Below are 18612 nucleotides of genomic sequence, written 5' to 3'. Positions count from 1 at the left end.
GGTCAGCTCTTCCGAGGCTGCTGCTGGGTGGCGCAGTGGATGGTCCCGCCGCCGGTACAGAGCCCGTCGGTCGTGATCTGTACGACGATCTTGTCGGGGAAAGCGTCCGCGACCGTGTCGAACGCTTCCGCGTCGGTGGCGTTGTCGCCGTACTGGCCGAGCACGATGCAGTCGTTGGCCTCGTAGTACCCGATGTAGCCGGGCGCTGCCGTCCGGGCGAACTCGTCGCTGCTGCGTTCGGTGAACGGCAGCGCCTTGTTCCGGGCCTGGTAGGTCGTGTAGACCGCGGCCGGATCGGGTTCGGGCAGGGTCGCCGTGGACAGCTTCTTCTGTCCGCCCAGCAGGCGGGTGCGCTGGTCGGCCGGGAGCGCGTTGATCTCGTCGACGGCCTTCAGCAGCGCCTTGCGATCGCGCTTGTCCTCAGCCTCGCCGTACTCGGCCGAGGCGTAGAGCAGCCGGTCCGGCGCGGTGAACCGGGCCAGGAAGTCGACGTGCCAGTCGGTGACCTCGAGACCCGGGCGGCCCGGCATCCACAGCATCCGCTCGATCCCGAAGAGACGGCGCAGCTCGACCTCGATCTCTTCCTTCTGCTTCCCCGGGTTCCGGTTCGGGTTGAGGATGCAGCTCTCGGTCGCGACCCCGAGACCGTGGCCGTTGACCTCGATCCCGCCGCCCTCCATCGTCAGCCAGGTCTTCAGGACCGCGATGTCCGAGTCGGCAGCGATCGCGGCCGCGACGGTACGGTCCTGGTCGATCGGCTGGTCGGTCACACCGTTGGCCGCCTTGCGCGGATCCTTCCGCCAGCCTTCGAGGCCGGTGGCGATCGGCGCCTGGCCCCAACCGTTGAAGTTCAGGTTCACGCCGTGCAGGGCGCCGCCCGCGTCCCTGACGAACACCGGCCCGGTGTCGCGGACCCACAAGTCGTTGAGCGGCATCCGCACCAGGTCCAGCGGATGGGTCCGGATCGCCGGTAGCTCGCTCTTCGCGACATCGCCGAGGTAGATCCTGCCCGACCCGTCGAGCTCGGAACCGATCTGGTCCTTGGCCGACGCCCCCTCGACGATCTCGGCCAGGAACCGCTGCGCCTCTGCCTCATCCGCGGCCGTGTTCACCAGCAGCGCCACCGGCTCGAACCGCGAAAGGGTGGCCGCCAGCCGAACGAGGTCCTGCCGGGCGACGATCCGCGCGTTCGTCAGATCACGCCCGTACGCCGTGCCCGATTCCTCACCCCAGACACCCGGCGTCGCGCCGTACGCCATCCAGGTGACCTCGTGCGGAGCTCCCTCGGCCGGCAGCAGGAACCCGTCCCGCACCGGCGGTGGCGGCGTCGCCGTACCGGAGCCGCAACCGGTCAGCCCGGCAGCGGCCACCGCCCCGAAGCCTGCGGTCCTGAGAAACCTCCGACGACCCATCATGAAATCCCTACTCTCCGTTCGTGCTGTGTGCTGTGGACAACTGTGGTTCGACCGGACGCGGCGGCTAAGCTCCGAGCGTGACAGAGCCCGCCGTTCCGAAGCGCCAGCAACGCGGTGCGGCACGCGAACAGCAGATCGTCACCGCGGCGGCCGAGCTGATCGCCGAACGTGGGCTGGCCGATCTCCGCCTGACGGACGTGGCCGAGCGAGCCGGGCTGGGAACCGGCCATGTCTCCTACTACTTCCGGTCCAAGACGATGCTGCTGATGCGCGCGATCCAGCAGTCCGAGGACGCGTTCATCGACCGGGCCGAGGCCACGCTGGCCCGGATCCGGGACCCGTGGAAGCGGCTGGCGAAGTTCGTCGAGCTCTCCGCCGCCAACGGTCCGCGCGACCCCGGCTGGGTGCTCTGGTTCGAGGTCTGGAGCAACGCCGCGCTGGACGCCGAGGTCGCCCGGTTGCACGAGGAGCTGGACGCCCGCTCGTCCGCGCTGCTGGCCGGCATCATCCGCCACGGCTGCGCCGAAGGCGTCTTCCACACCGACGACCCGGACCAGGCCGCGACCGTCCTCGCCGCCACCATCGACGGCCTCTCGATCCAGCTCACCCTCGGCAAGACCGGCCTGACCGCCAAGCAGGTCAACAAACTCTGCCTCGACACCGCCCGCGCGCTCCTGACCCACTAGACCCGCCCGTACGACGTGATCGCGCGACCGAAGTCGTCGAGCAGCTCCGGCGTGACGCTGCGCCGAAGTTTGCCCAGGCCCATCGCCTCATCCCGCGAGAACCAGCTCGGCCCACGGCAGGCAGTGCGCGTCGGCGACCGGTCGATGGGTGACCTTGCCTGCCCGGGTGTTGGGTGATCGCGACGCGGTACTCGTGATTCTTGATCTCTCGGGGCACGCCGATCCTCATGGCTGTGCTGCCTTTCTGGGCTTGGGAAGATTCAGAGGTGGTAGAGCTGTTGCAGCGGCGCGCGGTCGACCGGCGGCATCGTCAGCAGCTCACCGCGGTAGGTGGTCGCACCGCTGCGCGTGTCGACGACCACCGGTCCGGTGCTGCCGTGATGCGCCATCGCGTCGAGCCGGATCGTCCGGCACCCGCGGACGGGCGCCAGCCGTCGCCTGGTCGGTACGGCGGACGCTCCCGCGGCGGCCGCAGCCGCGTTGACGAAGAGCACCGACAGCTCCGCGGCCGTCGCACCGTGGCCGCCGAACTGGGCGCCCAGTACCAGCGGTTGCGCGCTGTCGATCGAGGCGTTCGGGTCACCCGTCACACCCCAGGCCGGGAGACCGGCCTTCAATACCAGCTCGGGTTTGGCGCCGAATGTTGCCGGGCGCCACAACACGAGATCGGCGAGCTTGCCCGTTTCGAGGCTGCCGACGTATTCGTCGAGTCCGTGCACGCGGGCGGGGTTGATGGTCAGCTTGGCCAGGTAGCGCAGGACCCGGTCGTTGTCGGCCTCCCCGGGATCGCGCGGCGGACGCAGGACGGACGCGAGCCCGAACGTGCTGCGCCAGGTCTCCCCGGCGCGGCCCATGCCTTGGGCATCCGATGAGGTGATCGGAATGACGCCCAGGTCGTGCAAGAGGTTCTCGGCTCCCATCGTGGCGGCCCGGACCCGATCGGCGGCGAGCGCCCGATCGCCGGGCAGGTCCTCCCGCAGGCCATGGACGTGCGCGATCATCGCCCGGTGTTCGGCGACCGCGTCCCGGCCGAAGGGAAGAGTCGGATTGGTCGACGAGGCAAGGACATGCGGGATGCCGGCCAGGCTGAGGACATCGGGTGTGTGCCCGCCGCCGCAACCCTCGACGTGGTACGCGTGGATGGCGCGACCGTCGAGCACAGCCAGCGTGTCTTGGACGGTGAGGCCCTCGTTGAGACCATCGGTGTGGACTGCGACCTGTACGTCGTACTCCTCCGCGACCGTCAGCGCGGTGTCCAGGGTGCGGAGGTGGGCGCCGGTGTCCTCGTGCACCTTGAACCCGCACACACCGGCTTCCATTGCCTCGAGCAACGGATCGCTCCGGCTGCTCGAGCCGCGGCCGAGCAGGCCGATGTTCAGCGGGTAGTCGTCGAAGGCGCCGTACCCGGTGCGCAGGATCCACGCCGAGCCGACACCGACGCCCCAGAACGGGCCGATCTCCTGGCCGATCACCGTGGTGACGCCGGAGGCCAGTTCGGCTTCGCAGACACGCGGGGACAAGAGATGCACGTGCGTGTCGATGCCGCCGGGCGTCGCGATCAGCCCCTCGCCGGAGACGACCGCCGTACCGCTGCCGATCACCAGGTCGACGTCATCCATCGTGTCCGGGTTGCCGGCCTTGCCGATGCCGACGATCAGCCCTTCGCGGATGCCGATGTTGGTGGCGCGGATGCCGAGTACCGGGTCGAGCAGCAGTACGTTGCTGACCACGAGATCGCAGGACTCGCCGGTCCGCACGGCACGCATGCCGATGCCGTCGCGGCCGGTCTTCCCGAACCCGAGCAGCACCTCGTCACGATCGCCGCCTCGGTCGTCCGCATCCACCCGTACAACGAGTCCGGTGTCGCCGAGCACGACTCGATCGCCGAGGCCCGGCCCGTAGGCACCGGCCCGAGCCCGTGGGTCCAGCGTCATGCGATCACCGACCGGGTGGCGGCTGTTGCGCGTGCTGCGGCCGTCTCGGGGTCAGCTGTGTCCCCGTGATCGCTGTCGAGAAAGCCCCATTCGTGAGCGCGAGAGAGCGCTGTCTCGCGGATCCCGGGCGCGTCCAGCGGCCCGTCGACCAGGCCGGCGAAGCCGACGACGACCCGGCCGCCGCGGATCGGCGCGAGCGCCACGGTGGCCGTCGTACCGGGCTCGAAGCGCACGTGGGTGCCTGCCGGTACGTCGAGGTGCCGCCCGTACGCCGTCGCGCGGGAGAACCGCAGCCGGGCGTTGGCCTCGAAGAAGTGGAAGTGGCTGGTCACCGAGATCACCACGGACGCCGTGTTCGCCACCTCGACGGTGACGAGCTCCCGGGGTTCAGATCGGTAGAGAGCGCTCTCCGCCGTGATCACCGAACCAGGCATGTCATCGCGATCCGCGGGAGCACCAAAGGGTTCCGGGACCACGACCAGCCGGGAACCGTCGGTGAAGACCGCCTCGACGGCGACGGTCCGGACGACGTACGGGACCTCCGGCAGGACCTCGGCAGCGGTCAGGACGGACTGGCCGACCTGGACCGCGTCCGCGTGCCGGCCGCCGCGGCGAGCGACCTCACAGACCTCGTCGGCGATCAACGCGGTCGCCTCGGGCACGTTCAGCAACACGCCGGCTGCCCGGCGGCGCCGGGCCAGCTCGGCGGCCGAGAACAGCAGCAGCCGGTCCCGTTCGGTGGGCGTGAGTCGCATCCCGTGGATCCTTGCTCGAGGCCTTGACTAAAAATTCGGTCAACCACAAACTAACTCACCATGACGACGACCACAACGCCCGTCACGGATCCGGCACTGGCCGCGAGTTACCCCGCCGAGCTGTCTCCGCACGGCCTCGCCGCGGTGCCCGCAGCCCCGGCCCCGTCCGTCGACGAGCGCCTCACCCGGTACCGGATGCCGGCCGAATGGGACCTGCACGAACGCACGCTGCTGACCTGGCCGACCCGGCGCGAACTGTGGGCCGGGGTCTTCGAGGAGGCGAAACGCGAGTACGCGACGGTGGCTCGCACGATCGCCGACTTCGAGCCGGTCACGGTCGTCGCGCTGCCCGGGACCACGACCGAGGTGCTCGACCACTGCGGTACGGCGAACATCGACGTCCTCGAGGCTCCCGTCGACGACTCGTGGATCCGCGACAACGGTCCGCTCGTCGTCCGCGATGCCGAGGGCCACCGGCTGGGCGTCGACTTCGCCTTCAACTCCTGGGGCCGCAAGTTCCTCCCGTACGACCGGGACGCCACGCTGACCCCGCTGATCCTCGACCACCTCGGCATCGAACGCGTCCCGATCGACCTCGTCCTCGAGGGCGGCAGCATCACGGTCGACGGCGAGGGCACGCTGATCTCGACCGCCCAGTGCCTGCTGCACAGCAACCGCAATCCCGGTCTCTCCCAGGCGACGATCGAGGACACGGTACGGCGGGCGCTCGGGATCGAGACCGTGCTGATGCTCCCGTTCGGGCATCTGGACGACCGCCATACCGACGGTCATGTCGACGGGGTCTGCACATACGTCGCTCCCGGCCGGGTGGTCGCGCAGACCTGCAGCGATACCGCGAACGTCAATCACGAGGCGATGTCGCGGAACCTGCGCTACCTGCGGGACAACCCCGATCGGGGGAACCGGGCGGTCGAGGTCCTCGGGCTCGACCTGTTCTCGTCGTTCGACGTCGAGGGCGTCACGGACTACGTCGCGTACCCGAACTTCTACGTCGCCAACGGCGTGGTCGTCGTACCGGTCAGCGGAAACACCGCGGATGACGAGAGAGCGCTTTCTGTGATCAGCGCCCAGTTTCCCGACCGCCGGACGATCGGGGTCACCGGCCGGGTGATCGCGTTCGGCGGCGGCGGTCCGCACTGCATCACGATGCAGATCCCTGCTGCGATCGGTGGTACTCCATGACGCTCCTCACTGATCGGCCACCCACCGCGCGGACCAGCGCCGAGGTGGAGCTGACCGGACTGGCCAAGCGGTACGGCGGGACCGTGGCCGTCGACGACCTGTCGCTGACCGTTCCGGCTGGTGAGTTCGTCGCGCTGCTCGGCCCGTCCGGGTGCGGCAAGTCGACCACGCTGCGGATCCTGGCCGGTCTCGAACAGCCGGACCGCGGCCGCGTCCTGCTGTCCGGCATCGACGTCACCGGGGTCCCGGCCCATCGCCGCGACATCCACACGGTCTTCCAGTCGTATGCGTTGTTCCCGCACCTCAGCGTCGCGGACAACGTCGCGTTCCCACTACGCCAGCGCGGCGTCTCCCGAGCCGATATCCGCGGTCGCGTCGCCGACGCCCTCGCGCTGGTTCAGCTACCGTCCGCCGGCGACCAGCCCGTCACCAGCCTCTCCGGCGGCCAGCAGCAACGCGTGGCCCTCGCGCGGGCGATCGTCGACCGACCCGGCGTCCTGCTCCTCGATGAACCGCTCTCCGCCCTCGACCGCAGCCTCCGCCAAGCCATGCAGGTCGAACTGCGCCTGCTCCAGCAGAGCCTCGGCGTCACCACCGTCCTGGTCACCCACGACCAGGAAGAGGCGCTCAGCCTCGCCGACCGCATCGTCATCATGTCCGAGGGCAGGACCGAGCAGGTCGGTACCGCCGAAGACGTCTACGACCACCCGGCCAGCCTCTTCGTCGCCCGCTTCGTCGGCGAGCAGAACGAGATCCCCGGAACCGTTGATCCACAAGGCCGCCTGCACCACGCCGACGTCGTCGTCGTACCCCCGGCGACGGCCCAGGCCGGTACGGCGCTCGCGCTGATCCGCCCCGAGCATGTCCGGGTCGGCCTCGAGGTCACGGGTCCGGCCGACGTCAACAGCATCGACGGGATCGTCCGCGGAGTCAGCATCGCGGGCATCTCCAGCGTCGTCCTCGTGCACTGCCGCGGACTCACGCTGCTGGCCCGCGTCCCGCGCGACGGCCGGCCGGTCCCCCACGTCGGCGACCAGGTCCGGTGCTCGTGGGACCCCGCCCACGTCCGGATCTTCGCCACTGCGGAAGGAGCTTCATGAGGTCACACCTACGGACCGCGGCCCTACTCGCGGCCGCGCTCGCCATGGGCGGATGCAGCTCGCCCGACGACGAGGCCGCGTCGCCGACACCGGCGTCGTACCCGAGCACTGTCGAGAAGGGGTCGACGCTCACGATCTATTCGTGGGCCGACTACATCTCCGCCGACAACATCGCCGCCTTCGAGAAGGCGACCGGTGTCAAGGTGAAGGTCGACGCCTATGCCTCGGCCGAAGAGGCGGTCGCGAAGCTGCGACTGACGCAAGGCACCAGCGGCTACGACCTCGTCGTGATGGACGGCTCGTACATCCCGCAACTTGTGCAGAGCAAGTCACTCCTGGCCTGGGACAAGAGCCGGCTGCCCGGCATCGCAGGACTGTCCAAGACCTTCACCGGTAAGTCCTGGGACCCGACCAACACCTATGCGATCCCGAAGTCCGGCGGCTCGACCGGCTACGTCTGGGACAGCGCGGTGATCAAGACTCCCCCGATCGACTGGAACAGCTTCTACGCTGACTTCGCCGATCCCGCGGTCAAGCGCCGTACGTCGGTGATCGACGGCGCTCCGTCGTTCGTCGGCTCGTACTTCTGGGGCAACGGCATCTCCGACCAGACCACCGAGCGGTCCGACTACGCCGCGGCCGAGCAGTTCTACACCGACAAGGTCCTGCCGCATCTCAAGGAGTTCAACTCCTACCCCCGCGCCGACCTCGCCGCCGGTGACCTCGTGCTCGCGCAGGCGTTCACCGGCGACGCCCGGGGTGCGCTGATGGACGGCTCCAAGACGCTGCGGTTCGCGCTCGGCGGACCGAAGACCGACCTGTACGTCGACCACTGGGTCCTGCCCAAGGGTTCGCAGAACATCGCGGCCGCGCACGCGTTCGTCGAATTCCTGCTCACGCCAGAGAACGCGGCCCGGGAGACCAAGGCGCACGGTTACTACACCGGCGTCGAGGCGTCCAAGAATCTCCTCAAAGACCTTCCCTACAAGGAGATCGTCTTCTTCGACGACGGCGTCGCACCGGATCGGTTCGTCCCCGCCGAGGTGACACCGGCTCGCAAACAGGCCGTCGCCAGCTTCCAGCGGCTGAAGGCCGTGGTCTCCCGATGAGAAGCATCCGCGGGCTCGTTCCGTCCCTGCCCGCCTTCGGCTGGTTGTGTCTGTTCTTCCTGCTGCCCGGCGCGTTGGTCGCGGTCTTCAGCCTCGGCGAATCGACCTTCTTCGGCACCAGCCCCGTCGACCTGAGCGCGCCGTCCCTGCACCGGTACGGCGAGGCGACCAGCGACACGTTCCGGATCGTCTTCGAGAACACCCTGCGGTTGTCGATCGTCGGCACGCTTCTGTGCGTCCTCCTCGCCGTACCGATGGCCTACCTGATCGCCACCCGCCTCAGGGGCTTCTGGAAGTACGCCGCGATCGCGGCCGTCGTGATCCCGTACTGGATGCCGTTCCTGCTCCGCACCTACTCGTGGCGGATCCTGCTCGGCGACCACGGACCGCTGACCGGTCTGCTCGGCGTCGACAGCCTCGGCGTCCTCGACACCTTGGCGGGCGCGCAGCTCGGCGTCGTCTACAACTACCTGCCACTCGCCGTCCTCCCGATCGCGGTCGCGCTCGACCGGCTGGATCCGGCCCTGCGCACAGCGGGTCGCGACCTCGGCGCGAGTCCGTGGCGGGTGTTCTGGCAGGTGACGCTGCCGGCCGTCCGGCCCGGGATCATCAGTGCGGCACTGCTCGTGTTCATCCCGCTGATGGGCGACTACGTCACGCCGTCCATCCTTGGCGGCGTCAAGGCCGCGGTGGCCGGTTCACTGGTGAGCAGCTCGTTCCTGGAGAGCCAGGACTGGGCGCTCGGCGCGGCAACCGCCGTACTGCTGATCGCTCTGGTGCTGCTCATCCTGGGCTGCGCCGCGCTGCTCCTTCGATTGGCGGGCTCGTTGCTGCGAGTCGTCCGGCCGCTCGACCTGACCGCGAGGTTCGCACCACGAGGATGGGGGCATGACCTCTGGGGCCCTGGCCTGCGCATCTTCGGCGTCGCGCTCACCACGTTCCTCTGGCTACCGATCCTGACCATCGTCGTGTACTCCTTCAACGGCGGCCGGACGCTGCCGGTGTGGTCCGGGTTCAGCACACGCTGGTACGCCGCCATCCCGGACAACGACGCACTGATGAGCTCGATCGGTATCTCACTGAACGTCGCGGTGCTCTCGACCCTGGTCGCGGTGATCGTCGGCACGCTCGCCGGTGCCGCACTTGCCCGGGCGGCCCGGCCACTGCGGCGGACCCTGCTCGGTCTGCTCCTGATCGTCTTCATCACGCCCGAGATCGTCTCCGCGATCGGGCTTCTGCTCCTGTACGTCGCGGCCGGCCCGGGACTGTCGAACGGCGTCCTGCGCCTGGTGATCGCGCACTCCGTGATCGCGGTGGCGATCGTCGCGTTCGTCGTACAGGCCCGGCTGTCGAGCCTGGATCCGCGGTTGTCCGATGCGGCCGCGGATCTCGGTGCGCCACCCATCCAGGTCTTCCGCCGGGTCACCGTGCCACTCGCCGTACCGGCCGTGCTCGCGGCTGCCGTTCTGGCCTCGACAGCGTCGCTCGACGACGTCGTCGCGTCCAGCATGCTCGGCAATGTCGGGACCACCACGCTCCCCGTCTTCGTCTACTCGACCGTGCGCAACGGCCTGCGCGGCGACGCGGCCGCGGCCTCGGTCGGCGTGATGCTGCTGATCGCGATCGCCGTCGTGGCGATCGGGTGGGTACTGCGGCTGCGGGGACAATCCAAGTCGTTCGCCGAAGGGCTGGTGGGCCAGTGACTAGAATCCGTGGGATGACCGACCGCCGGACCCAGCTGCTGCAGGCCACCATCGCCGTCATCGCCCGCCGTGGCGTCCGCGGGATGCGGGTCCAGGAGGTCGCTGCCGACGCCGGGGTCTCGGTCACATTGCTCTACCACTACTTCGGCAGCCGCGAGGGTCTGCTCGAGGCTGCCCTGGAGGCGGTCAGCGATCAGGCCGGCCGGTACGGCGAACAGGCGGCCGCCGGGGCCACCTCCGCCCGGACCGAGCTGGTGGCGCGGTTGGTCGGCGAGCTCAACGGCACCGAGGAGGTGCAGACCAACTCCGCGGCCTGGGGTGAACTGCGCTGGGCCTCGGTCTTCGACGACCGGCTGCGGCCGGCCGTGCACAAGCTCACCGCCGAATGGGTCGACGAGATCGCCGCGCTCGTCGAGCGCGTCCACACCGAGGAAGGGACCACCGGCGCCCGCGACCCCGGGGCGAGCGCCGAACGGCTGGTCGCACTCGTCGAAGGTCTGTCCGGTCGCTGGCTGACCGGCGCCGTACCGCCCGAGCACCTGCAGGAACTGCTCGCCGACGCCATCCGGATCGAGCTTGCCTGAACCGATCACGTTGTCCTCGGCAACGTGATCGGGCGCTGCCTCCTGCCCGGACGCAATCCCTTACAGGGTTGACGAAACGGCGATTCCGAGCCCTTGACAGCCTGTTGTGGCCGGGAGCACATTCTTGGATGTCATCCAAGAAAACCCCCGAGAGGATTCCGCTATGAACGCTCTCTCCCGCCGCCAGTTCGTCACCCGCACCGGCCTCGCCGCGGCCGGCCTGGCAGCCGTCGGCGGCGGCTGGCAGGCGCTGACGACCCGCGGCTCCGCCGTCGCCGCGGCACCGTTCGCCGTACCGGCCGAAGACGTCCCGGTCGCGCGGACGTGGATGGCCTGGCCGTCCAGTACGTCGATCTGGGGCAACCTGCTCGGCGGCATCCAGAGCGATGTCGCCAAGCTGGCCAACGAGATCGTCAAGTACAACCCGGTGGTGATGTGCGCGGACGGTACGTCGGCCGCCACCACCGCGCGCGGTAGGGTCAGCAGCGCGGTCACCGTGCTCAGCTCGATCCCCGTCAACGACTGCTGGATGCGCGACACCGGACCGATCTTCCGGCTGAACGGTACCGGCGGGATGGACGCGTTCGGCCTGAACTTCAACGGCTGGGGCAACGAGCAGACGCACGCGAAGGACACTCTCGTCGCGCCGAACATCGCGGCGTACGACGGCGTCCCGCTCGCCCGGGCCAGTGTGGTCGGCGAGGGCGGCGGCGTGATCTACGACGGCGACGGCACCCTGATCGCGAACAAGAGCTCCTGGCTCGACCCGGCTCGCAATCCCGGCAAGAGCCTGGCGCAGATCGAAGCCGAGCTGCTCGCGCAGTACGGCGCGCAGAAGATGATCTGGTGCGCCGGCGTCTCCAACGAGGACATCACCGACGACCACATCGACAGCACGGTGATGTTCGTTCGGCCCGGCGTGGTGATCGTGCAGCTCTCCAGCCCGTCCCGGCCGACGAGCGTCTGGTCGCGCGACGCCATCGCCACCCGTGATTTGTTGACCGCGGCAACCGATGCCAAGGGCCGGCGGTTCCAGGTCACCACGATCTACGGTCCCTCGACGCTGCCGCGGATCCCGAGTGCGCAATGGCCGACGTTCTTCGACGGCTACCTGAACTGTGCGATGACGAACTCGGCGGTCATCACCGCGCAGTTCGGCGACGCCCAGGCCGATGCGGCTGCAAAGGCAGCACTGGAGACCGCGTTCGGTAGGCCCGTCGTACAGCTCAATCTCGATCATCTGATGGGCGACGGCGGCGGTGGCGCGCACTGCGTCACGATGAACGAGCCTGTCTCGACTCCGGGCGGCCCGACGCCCACTCCGACACCGACGCCCACCGGACCTACCGTGACGGCGGATCGGACGACCGTACGGCGTGGCGCGTCGATCACCGCAACCGTGGCGAACGGACCGGGGAACCCGCGCGACTGGGTGGGGCTCTACAAGGCGAGCGCCGCCAACACCGCAGGTGGGGTCGACGAGAAGTACCTGAACGGCCGGAACACCCCGCCGTCCAGCGGCCTCACCGCGGCCACGATCACCTTCACCGCGCCGAGCACGACCGGCACCTACAACTTCCGCTTCTTCGCCAACGACGGCTACACCCTGCTGGCTGCCTCACCGACCTTCACGGTCACCTGAGACGCAACGCTGGACGGCCTTCTGCAAAAGACCGTCCAGCGCTACCTCTGACGGCTCGTCAGCCGCGCAGGTTCCGGAAGAACCGGCGAATGTCGTCGACGAGCAGATCGGGAGCGTCCTGGGTGGCCCAGTGACCGCCGCGGTCGTATTCGTTCCAGCTGACGATGTTGGCGTGATCGCGATCGGCGAAGCGGCGCAACGGGGTGAAGTCGTTCGCGAAGCTGGCCAGGCCGGTCGGTGTCTTCGTCGCCTCGGTGGGGTGCTCGGCGTGGTGGTCCTCGTAGTAGAAGCGCGCCGAGGAGGCAGCGGTGTTGGTCAGCCAGTAGATGGTGGCGTTCGTCAGCACATGCTCGTCCGCGCAGGCGAACAACAGCTGAGCGATCCACGCGAGCTGACCACTCGGTGAGTCCGCGAGGGCGTGCGCGAGGTTCTGCGGCGCGGTCTCCTGCAGCTTGGCGTACGCCGACATCTCCTCGTTGAACTTCTGCAGGAATCCGAGGTACTCGATGTCCTGCTCGCTCAGCCCGGCGAACTCCGCCGGATCGCCCGACGGGAACGAGAAGAGCTGGGTGACGTGCACGCCGATCACCTGGTCCGGCGCGATCCGGCCCAGCTCCGGGGACACGAACGAGCCGACATCGTTGCCATGGGCACCGAACTTCTCGTACCCCAGCCGGCGCATCAGCTCCGCCCAGGCATGCGCCGTCCGGTGCCGGTTCCAGCCCTTCTCGTGGGTCGGTCCGGAGAAGCCGAACCCCGGCAGCGAAGGCACCACGACGTGGAAGGCATCCGCCGGGTCGCCACCGTGCGCCCGCGGGTCCGTCAGCGGGCCGATCACGTCGAGAAACTCGACCACGCTGTTCGGCCACCCGTGCGTGAGAATCAGTGGCGTCGCCTCAGGCTCGGGCGAACGGACGTGCAGGAAGTGGATGTTCTGTCCGTCGATCTCGGTGCTGAAGTTCGGGTACTCGTTCAGCCGCGCCTCCCACTTGCGCCAGTCGTACCCGTCCCGCCACGTCTCGACCAGCCGCTGCACATACTCCAGCGGTACGCCGTACTCCCAGCCGGGCACGACCGGACCGCGCTGGACGCCGTCGGTCACCTGGTCGCGCGGCAGCTCGTTGGCCCAGCGGACCCGCTGCAGCCGGTCGGTCAGGTCGTCCAGCTGTGACTGCGGAACCTCGATCCGCAGCGGCCGAATGATGGTCATGGTGATCTCCCTCGAAGTCGTTAGGATCACAGCGTGCTGGCCGACCGCTTCCGGCGAATCCGTGGAACGCGGTATTTCCATGTCCGGTGAGCGGCCCCTGTACGTCGGGCGACGAGACGAACTCGCGGTGTTACGTGCCGCGGCCGACCGGGTCACCGACGGCGGTTCGGCCCGGGTCCTGATCGCCGGTGAGGCGGGAATCGGCAAGTCCCGCCTGGTCGCGGAGTTCACCGCGACCCTCGGTCCGGACTGGCTCACCGTCAGTGGCGGCTGCCCGGAGCTCGGCGCCGAACACCTCCCGTACGTCGCGTTCCTGCCGATCGTCCGGCAACTCGTCGCGGCCGAGGGTGGGACGAGTTCAGGTACGGCGCTCGCCGCGCTACTCCCCCGCCAGTCCGACCAAGCGGCACCCGGCAGCCGGCTGACGCTCCTTCAAGAGCTCCTGGCCCTCGTCGAACGCGCAGCCGTCCGGCATCCGTTGCTGATCGTCCTCGAGGACCTGCATTGGGCCGACGGCGCCAGCCGGGAACTGTTCGGCTACCTCGCCCGCAATCTCGGGGACCTCCCGGTCCTGCTCGTCGGTACCGTCCGCACCGGCGAACTCCCGGCCGGTCACCCGGTCCGCCAACTCGTCGCTGAGCTCGGCCGCCGCTCCGACATCGCCACCGTCCGGCTCGGCCCCTTGGAGCAGCAGTACGTCGGTGAGCTCGTCACCACACTCGATGGTCGCTACGACCCAGCGCGCGCGGCCGCGATCTACCGGCGCTCCGGTGGGAACCCCTTGTTCGTCGAGGCCCTCGCCGGAGACACGCACAGCAACGCGGACAGCCCCTTGCGCGGCCTGCTCCAGGAGCGCGTCGCCCGGCTGTCCGATACGGCTCGCCCGGTGCTGGCGATCGCGTCGGTGGCCGGGTCGGCCATCGGTCACGACCTGCTGACCCTGCTGGTCAGCCGGAGCGATGACGAACTGGACCTCGCACTCCGCGAGCTGGTCGAACACGAGCAACTGCTCACAACGGCTCGCGGGTACGAGTTCCGCCACGCACTGATCCGGGAGGCCGTCTACACCGGACTGCTTCCCGGTGAACGGCGTCGGCTGCACGCCCGCGCGGCGACCGCGTTGGCCGAGCGCCCGGACCTCGCCGTACAGGGTCTGGCCGCTGCTGAGCTGGCCGAGCACTGGTACCTGGCCGACCGGCCCACCGAGGCCTTCGACGCGGCACTGATCGCTGCCGACGAGGCCAAGGCAACCTTCGCGTACTCCGCCGAGCACAACCATCTGCTCCGCGCGCTCACGTTACTGCCGCAGACCGGAGCCGACGACTCAGTTCGCTTCTCACTGCTCCAGCGGGCGATCGCCGCCGCCATACCGGCGGGTCGTGCGGAGCAAGGCGCGGCGCACTGTACGGCGGCGCTGGAGCTCATCGACCCGGAGACCGACCCGGAGCAGGCCGCCCAACTGCTGATCGACCGAGCGGTGTTCCGCAGCAGGATGGATCTCGGCGCCCGCGAGGACCTCGATCGGGCTCAGCAACTGCTCCCGGACCGGCCGTCGTACGCCCTGGGCCTGCTGCACTACGGGCTGTCGGTCGACGCGGCCACGGCACGGCTGGAACCGGCCGCCCGGCGGCACGCGGAGATCCTCCTCGGCATCGCCGAAGCGCTGGACGACGACCGGCTGCGCGGACGCGCCTTCGCCGCGCTCGGCTTCACCGAGGTCGTTGCCTGGAACACCGCCGCGGCGCAGGCCGCGTCCAGGCGGGCGCGGGAGATCGCACTCCGGATCGGTGACGACTACACCCTGGTGGCGAACGCCTTGTGGGAGATCTCGACGCTGGCCTGGGCCGGACGCTACGAGGAGCTCGTCGAGGCCGTACCGGTCGCACTGCGCGAGGTCGAACTGCTCGGGATGCTCAACTGGCGCGGTCCCCTGCTGCGCGTCAATCTCGCCGACGCCTACCTGGTCCTCGGGCGCTGGGACGAGGCCCTGACCGTGATCGAGGAGGTGCTCGCCGCCGAACCCGAGCCGCTCTACCACATCGGGACCCGTGGCATGCTCGCCACGATCCGCGCCTACCGCGGCCAGTTCGACCAGGCGGCCGCCGTACTGCACTCGCCCGCCGAAGTCGCCACGGGCTCCCCTGTACTCCGCAACTACATCCTCGGCTACCTCACCAGAGTATGGTGTGACCTCGCTGCTGCCAAGCAGGATCCGGAGTCGGCCGGTGCGACGGTCGAGATCTACCTGCAGCACTGCGCGGATCCGGCCAACCTGACCGACGAGGACGGCCTGGTCGGCATCGCGATGCTCCAGCGCGCCCGGCTGGCCGCCGCACCCCGCAACCGGGAGATCGCCGCCGACGTCGCCCGGATCCGCACGGTCCTCGGCGAGCTGGTCGCCCAATTGCCGCCGGGCACGGTCCGGCTCGAGGCTTACCGATGCATGATCCTGACCGCGCTCGGCCCCGGCCGGATGAGCGATTGGGACGAAGCCGCCGACAACTGGCGCCGGCTGGGGCATCTGACCGGCCTGATCGACTGCCTGATCCCGGCCGCCGAGGCCGCCTTGGCCGCGAGCAACCGGGCAGGCGCGCGGCGCCGGCTCGAGGAGGCTCGCGAGATCGCCATCCGGTTCGGCAGCAGCGTCTACCTCGACCGGATCGCCGCCCTCGGCCAACGCGCCCGGCTCGAACCGCCGAGCACCACGCCCGAGGACGACAGCGGGCTGACTCCCCGCGAGTACGACGTCCTGCGGCTGCTCGCGCGTGGTCTGCCGAACCGGCAGATCGCCGCCGAGCTGTACATCTCACCGGCGACCGTCGGGGTGCACGTCGGCCGGATCCTGACCAAACTGAACGCGACCACCCGCACCGAGGCGACCGCGGTCGCGCACGCCCGGGGTCTGCTCACCGACGTAGACTCCGGCCAATGAACGGACTGCAGCGGCTGATCGCCAAGTTGGGCACCACCAAGGCGTTCGCCGGAGTGGGCCAGGCTTTGACCCGCGTCGACGAGCGGCTGCTCCGCCGGACCAACGGCCGGTTCGGCGTCGGCTCGTCGATCGGCCTGCGCACCCTGCTGCTCACCTCGACCGGTCGCCGCAGCGGCCAGCCCCGCCAGGTCCCACTCCTGTACGTCGAACGCGACGGCGCCTTCATCGTGATCGGCTCCAACTGGGGCGGCGAGAACCACCCGGCCTGGTCGGCCAACCTGATCGACCAGCCCCAGGCCACCGCCACCGTCCGCGGCCGCACCCTCCCGGTCCACGCCCGCCTCCTCACCGGAGACGAGCGCCAGACCACGTGGGACGCGGTAGCGGCGTACTGGCCGGCCTACAACACCTACGCCACCCGCGCCGCCAACCGCGAGATCCGCGTCTTCCGCCTGGAAGTCAGCCCAGCTTGAGCGTGGTCGCCACCGTCTTGCCGTCGCGATAGGTGACCCGCACCGGGACCGGGTTCGGGCCTTCGAACTCCCAACCGGGCACCCAGAACGCGAAGTAGCCGTTCCTGACGGTCGCCTTCACGACGCCACGGGTCGGGCTGGTGTAGGTCAGCCCGACGATGTCGGAGCCGGCCCACCCGACCCCAGAGGTCACCCAGCCCGCCTCCTTGCCCCCGGTCGCGCCCAGGTCCAGGACCAAGAGCTCCCGCGGACCGACCGCCGGACGATGGGGTCCGGCGACGCTGCCGAAGCCACTGTGTTTGTCGTAGTCGACGAGGTTCGTCATGCAGAACCCCTCGAACGTGCCCGGGTCCTTGAGGATCACGATCGCCCACTTGCCTCGTCGCTCGGCCATGGCGACCTTGGCACCGGCGCTTGGCCCGAGGCTCTGGAGCGACTGCCGACACTCGGCAGCCGCTGATGCAGATTCCTGGGGCGACAACCCGACGGGTGCTGTGGTCCAGCCGGCATAAGCGTCGCCGCCCGACAGCGGTCCGCTCTCGTGCGGGACGAGCACAGTCACGGCCCCGATCGCCACCGCCGCCGTTGCGACCACAGCTCGCACCAGCATCCGATGGCGGGGACGGACGTCGTACGACGGGTCGGTGGCGAGGATGCGCTCGAGGGTGGCCTGCGCGCGCGGGCTGTGCGGATCGGGATCGCGGGTTGCCGGGTCGAGGGATTTCAGGGCGGCGAACTCGTCGAGGGGCTTCATGTCGGCTGCCTTTCGGTCACGCGGGTAGGGGTCGGACGGTGACCGAGCTCGCCGCGCAGGGCATTGCGCGCCCGGGACAGCCGCAGCCGGTAGGCGACGCTCGTGATGCCGAGCACCGCCGCCGCCTCGCGACCCGGGAGGTCGTCGATCACCGCCAGAGCAAGCGCCTCCTGATGAACGGCGGACAGCCGCTCCCACGCGCGCGCCAGATCGACCTGCCGCGCCACGAGTTCACTGTCGTCCGGCAACGACGTACTGGCCACTTCGGCCAGCCGCACCGCGACCGCCCGCTGCCGCCGAGCGCCCCGATGGCTGTTCAGAATCGTGTTCCGCACGATCCCGAACAACCACGCCCGCGCGTCCGCCAACTGTTCCGGAGCGTCGTCCAACCGCCGCCAAGCGGTCAGGAACGCCTCCGCGACCGTGTCCTCGGCCTGCACCTGCGGCAACCGCCGCTGTGCGAACCGCACCAGATCCGCATACGTGGCCTCGTACAAGGCCACGAACCGTTCTTCGCGCTGCTTGCTCATGCCTCTACCTGTCCAGCAGCTCCGACGATGTGTCTCAAGCGGGCATCGATGATGCGCTCTGCCTGGGCCGACGTGACCGCGTCGGTCAGGACCAGTGTGGACAGGCCGACCGCGGTGGCGAGCAACTCGTGGCCGTCGGCCAACTCACCGCCGAGCAGCAAGGCGAACAGACCGGCAAGGTCTGAATAGCCTTGCGTGACCTGTGCACCGAGCTCGGGACTGGTCAGTGCGTAGGTCTCGAAGGCTTGCTGGATGCGGACCAGACGGCGGTCCTCCTCGGTGCGCGGAATCAGCACGAGGAGGACCGCACGCAGGACGTCGTCTCCGCCTGCGCGCTCCTGGACGCGTCGCGCGCCGAGCTCGTTGATCGCGGCGAAGGCCGCACCCAGCAACTCGTCCTTGGTCGAGAAGTAGTGCTGCACGCGACCGAGCGATACCCCGGCGCGATCGGCGACCCGGCGGACGGTCACCTGGTCGACCCCGCTGGTGTCGACCAGGTCGAGCACCGCCTCGACGATCGCTGTCCGACGCTCGTCGTACGCGGCTCCCTGCCCTCTCATGAGCAGAACAATACGCTAGTAT

General features: G+C 69.4%; 16 protein-coding genes. 9 read left to right on the top strand and 7 right to left on the bottom strand.

Going from position 1 to position 18612, the window contains the following annotated elements:
• Positions 1-2: 2 nt before the first annotated feature.
• The gene (locus ACIA49_RS26155; protein WP_396379957.1) at positions 3-1412 is read right to left on the bottom strand and encodes an agmatine/peptidylarginine deiminase; all 1410 of its coding nucleotides are present in this window, start codon (positions 1410-1412) and stop codon (positions 3-5) included.
• Between the two features lie 80 nt (positions 1413-1492).
• Here ACIA49_RS26155 and ACIA49_RS26150 point away from each other — a divergent pair, with 80 nt between their 5' ends.
• On the top strand, positions 1493-2101 hold the full coding sequence (locus ACIA49_RS26150; protein WP_396379956.1) for a TetR/AcrR family transcriptional regulator: 609 nt from the start codon (positions 1493-1495) through the stop codon (positions 2099-2101).
• Positions 2102-2361: 260 nt separating this feature from the next.
• Here the strand turns inward: ACIA49_RS26150 and ACIA49_RS26145 are convergent, their stop codons facing one another.
• Entirely contained in the window at positions 2362-4035 is a 1674-nt protein-coding gene (locus ACIA49_RS26145; RefSeq protein ID WP_396379955.1) for an urease subunit alpha, read from the bottom strand.
• Positions 4032-4790, bottom strand: coding sequence for an urease subunit beta (gene ureB, locus ACIA49_RS26140; RefSeq protein ID WP_396379954.1), 759 nt, complete (start codon positions 4788-4790; stop codon positions 4032-4034). The genes ACIA49_RS26145 and ureB overlap by 4 nt, the downstream gene beginning before the upstream one ends.
• A gap of 60 nt (positions 4791-4850) precedes the next feature.
• Between ureB and ACIA49_RS26135 the strand changes: the two genes are divergently transcribed.
• The 6 genes from ACIA49_RS26135 (at position 4851) to ACIA49_RS26110 (ending at position 12131) form a co-directional block, all read left to right on the top strand.
• Positions 4851-5993: an agmatine/peptidylarginine deiminase gene (locus tag ACIA49_RS26135; protein WP_396379953.1), complete on the top strand. Its 1143-nt coding sequence runs from the start codon at positions 4851-4853 to the stop codon at positions 5991-5993.
• Positions 5990-7093 carry an ABC transporter ATP-binding protein gene (locus ACIA49_RS26130; RefSeq protein ID WP_396379952.1) on the top strand — a complete coding sequence of 368 codons (1104 nt, stop codon included), beginning with the start codon at positions 5990-5992 and terminating at the stop codon, positions 7091-7093. The genes ACIA49_RS26135 and ACIA49_RS26130 overlap by 4 nt, the downstream gene beginning before the upstream one ends.
• Positions 7090-8202 (top strand): spermidine/putrescine ABC transporter substrate-binding protein, encoded by a 1113-nt coding sequence (locus tag ACIA49_RS26125; RefSeq protein ID WP_396379951.1) that lies wholly within the window; start codon positions 7090-7092, stop codon positions 8200-8202. Before ACIA49_RS26130 ends, ACIA49_RS26125 begins: the two co-directional genes overlap by 4 nt.
• Positions 8199-9905, top strand: a complete 1707-nt coding sequence (locus ACIA49_RS26120) for an ABC transporter permease subunit (RefSeq protein ID WP_396379950.1) — start codon at positions 8199-8201, stop codon at positions 9903-9905. Before ACIA49_RS26125 ends, ACIA49_RS26120 begins: the two co-directional genes overlap by 4 nt.
• A gap of 14 nt (positions 9906-9919) precedes the next feature.
• The gene (locus ACIA49_RS26115) at positions 9920-10489 is read left to right on the top strand and encodes a TetR/AcrR family transcriptional regulator (RefSeq protein WP_396379949.1); all 570 of its coding nucleotides are present in this window, start codon (positions 9920-9922) and stop codon (positions 10487-10489) included.
• 163 nt (positions 10490-10652) lie between these two features.
• A complete protein-coding gene (locus ACIA49_RS26110; RefSeq protein ID WP_396379948.1) occupies positions 10653-12131 on the top strand; it encodes an agmatine/peptidylarginine deiminase in 1479 nt (492 codons plus the stop codon).
• Between the two features lie 58 nt (positions 12132-12189).
• Here ACIA49_RS26110 and ACIA49_RS26105 read toward each other — a convergent pair whose 3' ends face one another.
• Positions 12190-13341: an epoxide hydrolase family protein gene (locus tag ACIA49_RS26105; RefSeq protein WP_396379947.1), complete on the bottom strand. Its 1152-nt coding sequence runs from the start codon at positions 13339-13341 to the stop codon at positions 12190-12192.
• 79 nt (positions 13342-13420) lie between these two features.
• Between ACIA49_RS26105 and ACIA49_RS26100 the strand changes: the two genes are divergently transcribed.
• Positions 13421-16273, top strand: a complete 2853-nt coding sequence (locus ACIA49_RS26100; RefSeq protein ID WP_396379946.1) for an ATP-binding protein — start codon at positions 13421-13423, stop codon at positions 16271-16273.
• Complete coding sequence (locus ACIA49_RS26095) at positions 16270-16746, top strand: nitroreductase family deazaflavin-dependent oxidoreductase (protein WP_396379945.1); 477 nt, start codon at positions 16270-16272, stop codon at positions 16744-16746. Before ACIA49_RS26100 ends, ACIA49_RS26095 begins: the two co-directional genes overlap by 4 nt.
• Here the strand turns inward: ACIA49_RS26095 and ACIA49_RS26090 are convergent.
• Genes ACIA49_RS26090 through ACIA49_RS26080 form a run of 3 tightly spaced genes read right to left on the bottom strand, consistent with a single transcriptional unit; the run spans position 16733 to position 18590 of the window.
• Entirely contained in the window at positions 16733-17500 is a 768-nt protein-coding gene (locus tag ACIA49_RS26090) for a hypothetical protein (RefSeq protein WP_396379944.1), read from the bottom strand. The two genes, ACIA49_RS26095 and ACIA49_RS26090, sit on opposite strands and share 14 nt — an antisense overlap.
• Entirely contained in the window at positions 17497-18030 is a 534-nt protein-coding gene (locus ACIA49_RS26085; protein ID WP_396379943.1) for an RNA polymerase sigma factor, read from the bottom strand. Before ACIA49_RS26085 ends, ACIA49_RS26090 begins: the two co-directional genes overlap by 4 nt.
• On the bottom strand, positions 18027-18590 hold the full coding sequence (locus tag ACIA49_RS26080) for a TetR/AcrR family transcriptional regulator (protein ID WP_396379942.1): 564 nt from the start codon (positions 18588-18590) through the stop codon (positions 18027-18029). Before ACIA49_RS26080 ends, ACIA49_RS26085 begins: the two co-directional genes overlap by 4 nt.
• Positions 18591-18612 lie beyond the last annotated feature (22 nt).

This window comes from Kribbella sp. NPDC051587 (assembly GCF_044453945.1).
GTDB lineage: Bacteria > Actinomycetota > Actinomycetes > Propionibacteriales > Kribbellaceae > Kribbella.
This window is presented reverse-complemented; position numbering and strand designations above follow the sequence as displayed.

Excerpts from the sequence above, each read along its gene's own strand:
- ACIA49_RS26155 (WP_396379957.1), bottom strand. The coding sequence starts at position 1,412 with ATGGGTCGTCGGAGGTTTCTCAGGACCGCAGGCTTCGGGGCGGTGGCC.
- ACIA49_RS26090 (WP_396379944.1), bottom strand. The coding sequence starts at position 17,500 with ATGAAGCCCCTCGACGAGTTCGCCGCCCTGAAATCCCTCGACCCGGCA.
- ACIA49_RS26120 (WP_396379950.1), top strand. The coding sequence starts at position 8,199 with ATGAGAAGCATCCGCGGGCTCGTTCCGTCCCTGCCCGCCTTCGGCTGG.
- ACIA49_RS26100 (WP_396379946.1), top strand. The coding sequence starts at position 13,421 with ATGTCCGGTGAGCGGCCCCTGTACGTCGGGCGACGAGACGAACTCGCG.
- ACIA49_RS26105 (WP_396379947.1), bottom strand. The coding sequence starts at position 13,341 with ATGACCATCATTCGGCCGCTGCGGATCGAGGTTCCGCAGTCACAGCTG.
- ACIA49_RS26110 (WP_396379948.1), top strand. The coding sequence starts at position 10,653 with ATGAACGCTCTCTCCCGCCGCCAGTTCGTCACCCGCACCGGCCTCGCC.
- ACIA49_RS26115 (WP_396379949.1), top strand. The coding sequence starts at position 9,920 with ATGACCGACCGCCGGACCCAGCTGCTGCAGGCCACCATCGCCGTCATC.
- ACIA49_RS26135 (WP_396379953.1), top strand. The coding sequence starts at position 4,851 with ATGACGACGACCACAACGCCCGTCACGGATCCGGCACTGGCCGCGAGT.
- ACIA49_RS26085 (WP_396379943.1), bottom strand. The coding sequence starts at position 18,030 with ATGAGCAAGCAGCGCGAAGAACGGTTCGTGGCCTTGTACGAGGCCACG.
- ACIA49_RS26130 (WP_396379952.1), top strand. The coding sequence starts at position 5,990 with ATGACGCTCCTCACTGATCGGCCACCCACCGCGCGGACCAGCGCCGAG.
- ACIA49_RS26125 (WP_396379951.1), top strand. The coding sequence starts at position 7,090 with ATGAGGTCACACCTACGGACCGCGGCCCTACTCGCGGCCGCGCTCGCC.
- ACIA49_RS26080 (WP_396379942.1), bottom strand. The coding sequence starts at position 18,590 with ATGAGAGGGCAGGGAGCCGCGTACGACGAGCGTCGGACAGCGATCGTC.
- ureB (WP_396379954.1), bottom strand. The coding sequence starts at position 4,790 with ATGCGACTCACGCCCACCGAACGGGACCGGCTGCTGCTGTTCTCGGCC.
- ACIA49_RS26095 (WP_396379945.1), top strand. The coding sequence starts at position 16,270 with ATGAACGGACTGCAGCGGCTGATCGCCAAGTTGGGCACCACCAAGGCG.
- ACIA49_RS26145 (WP_396379955.1), bottom strand. The coding sequence starts at position 4,035 with ATGACGCTGGACCCACGGGCTCGGGCCGGTGCCTACGGGCCGGGCCTC.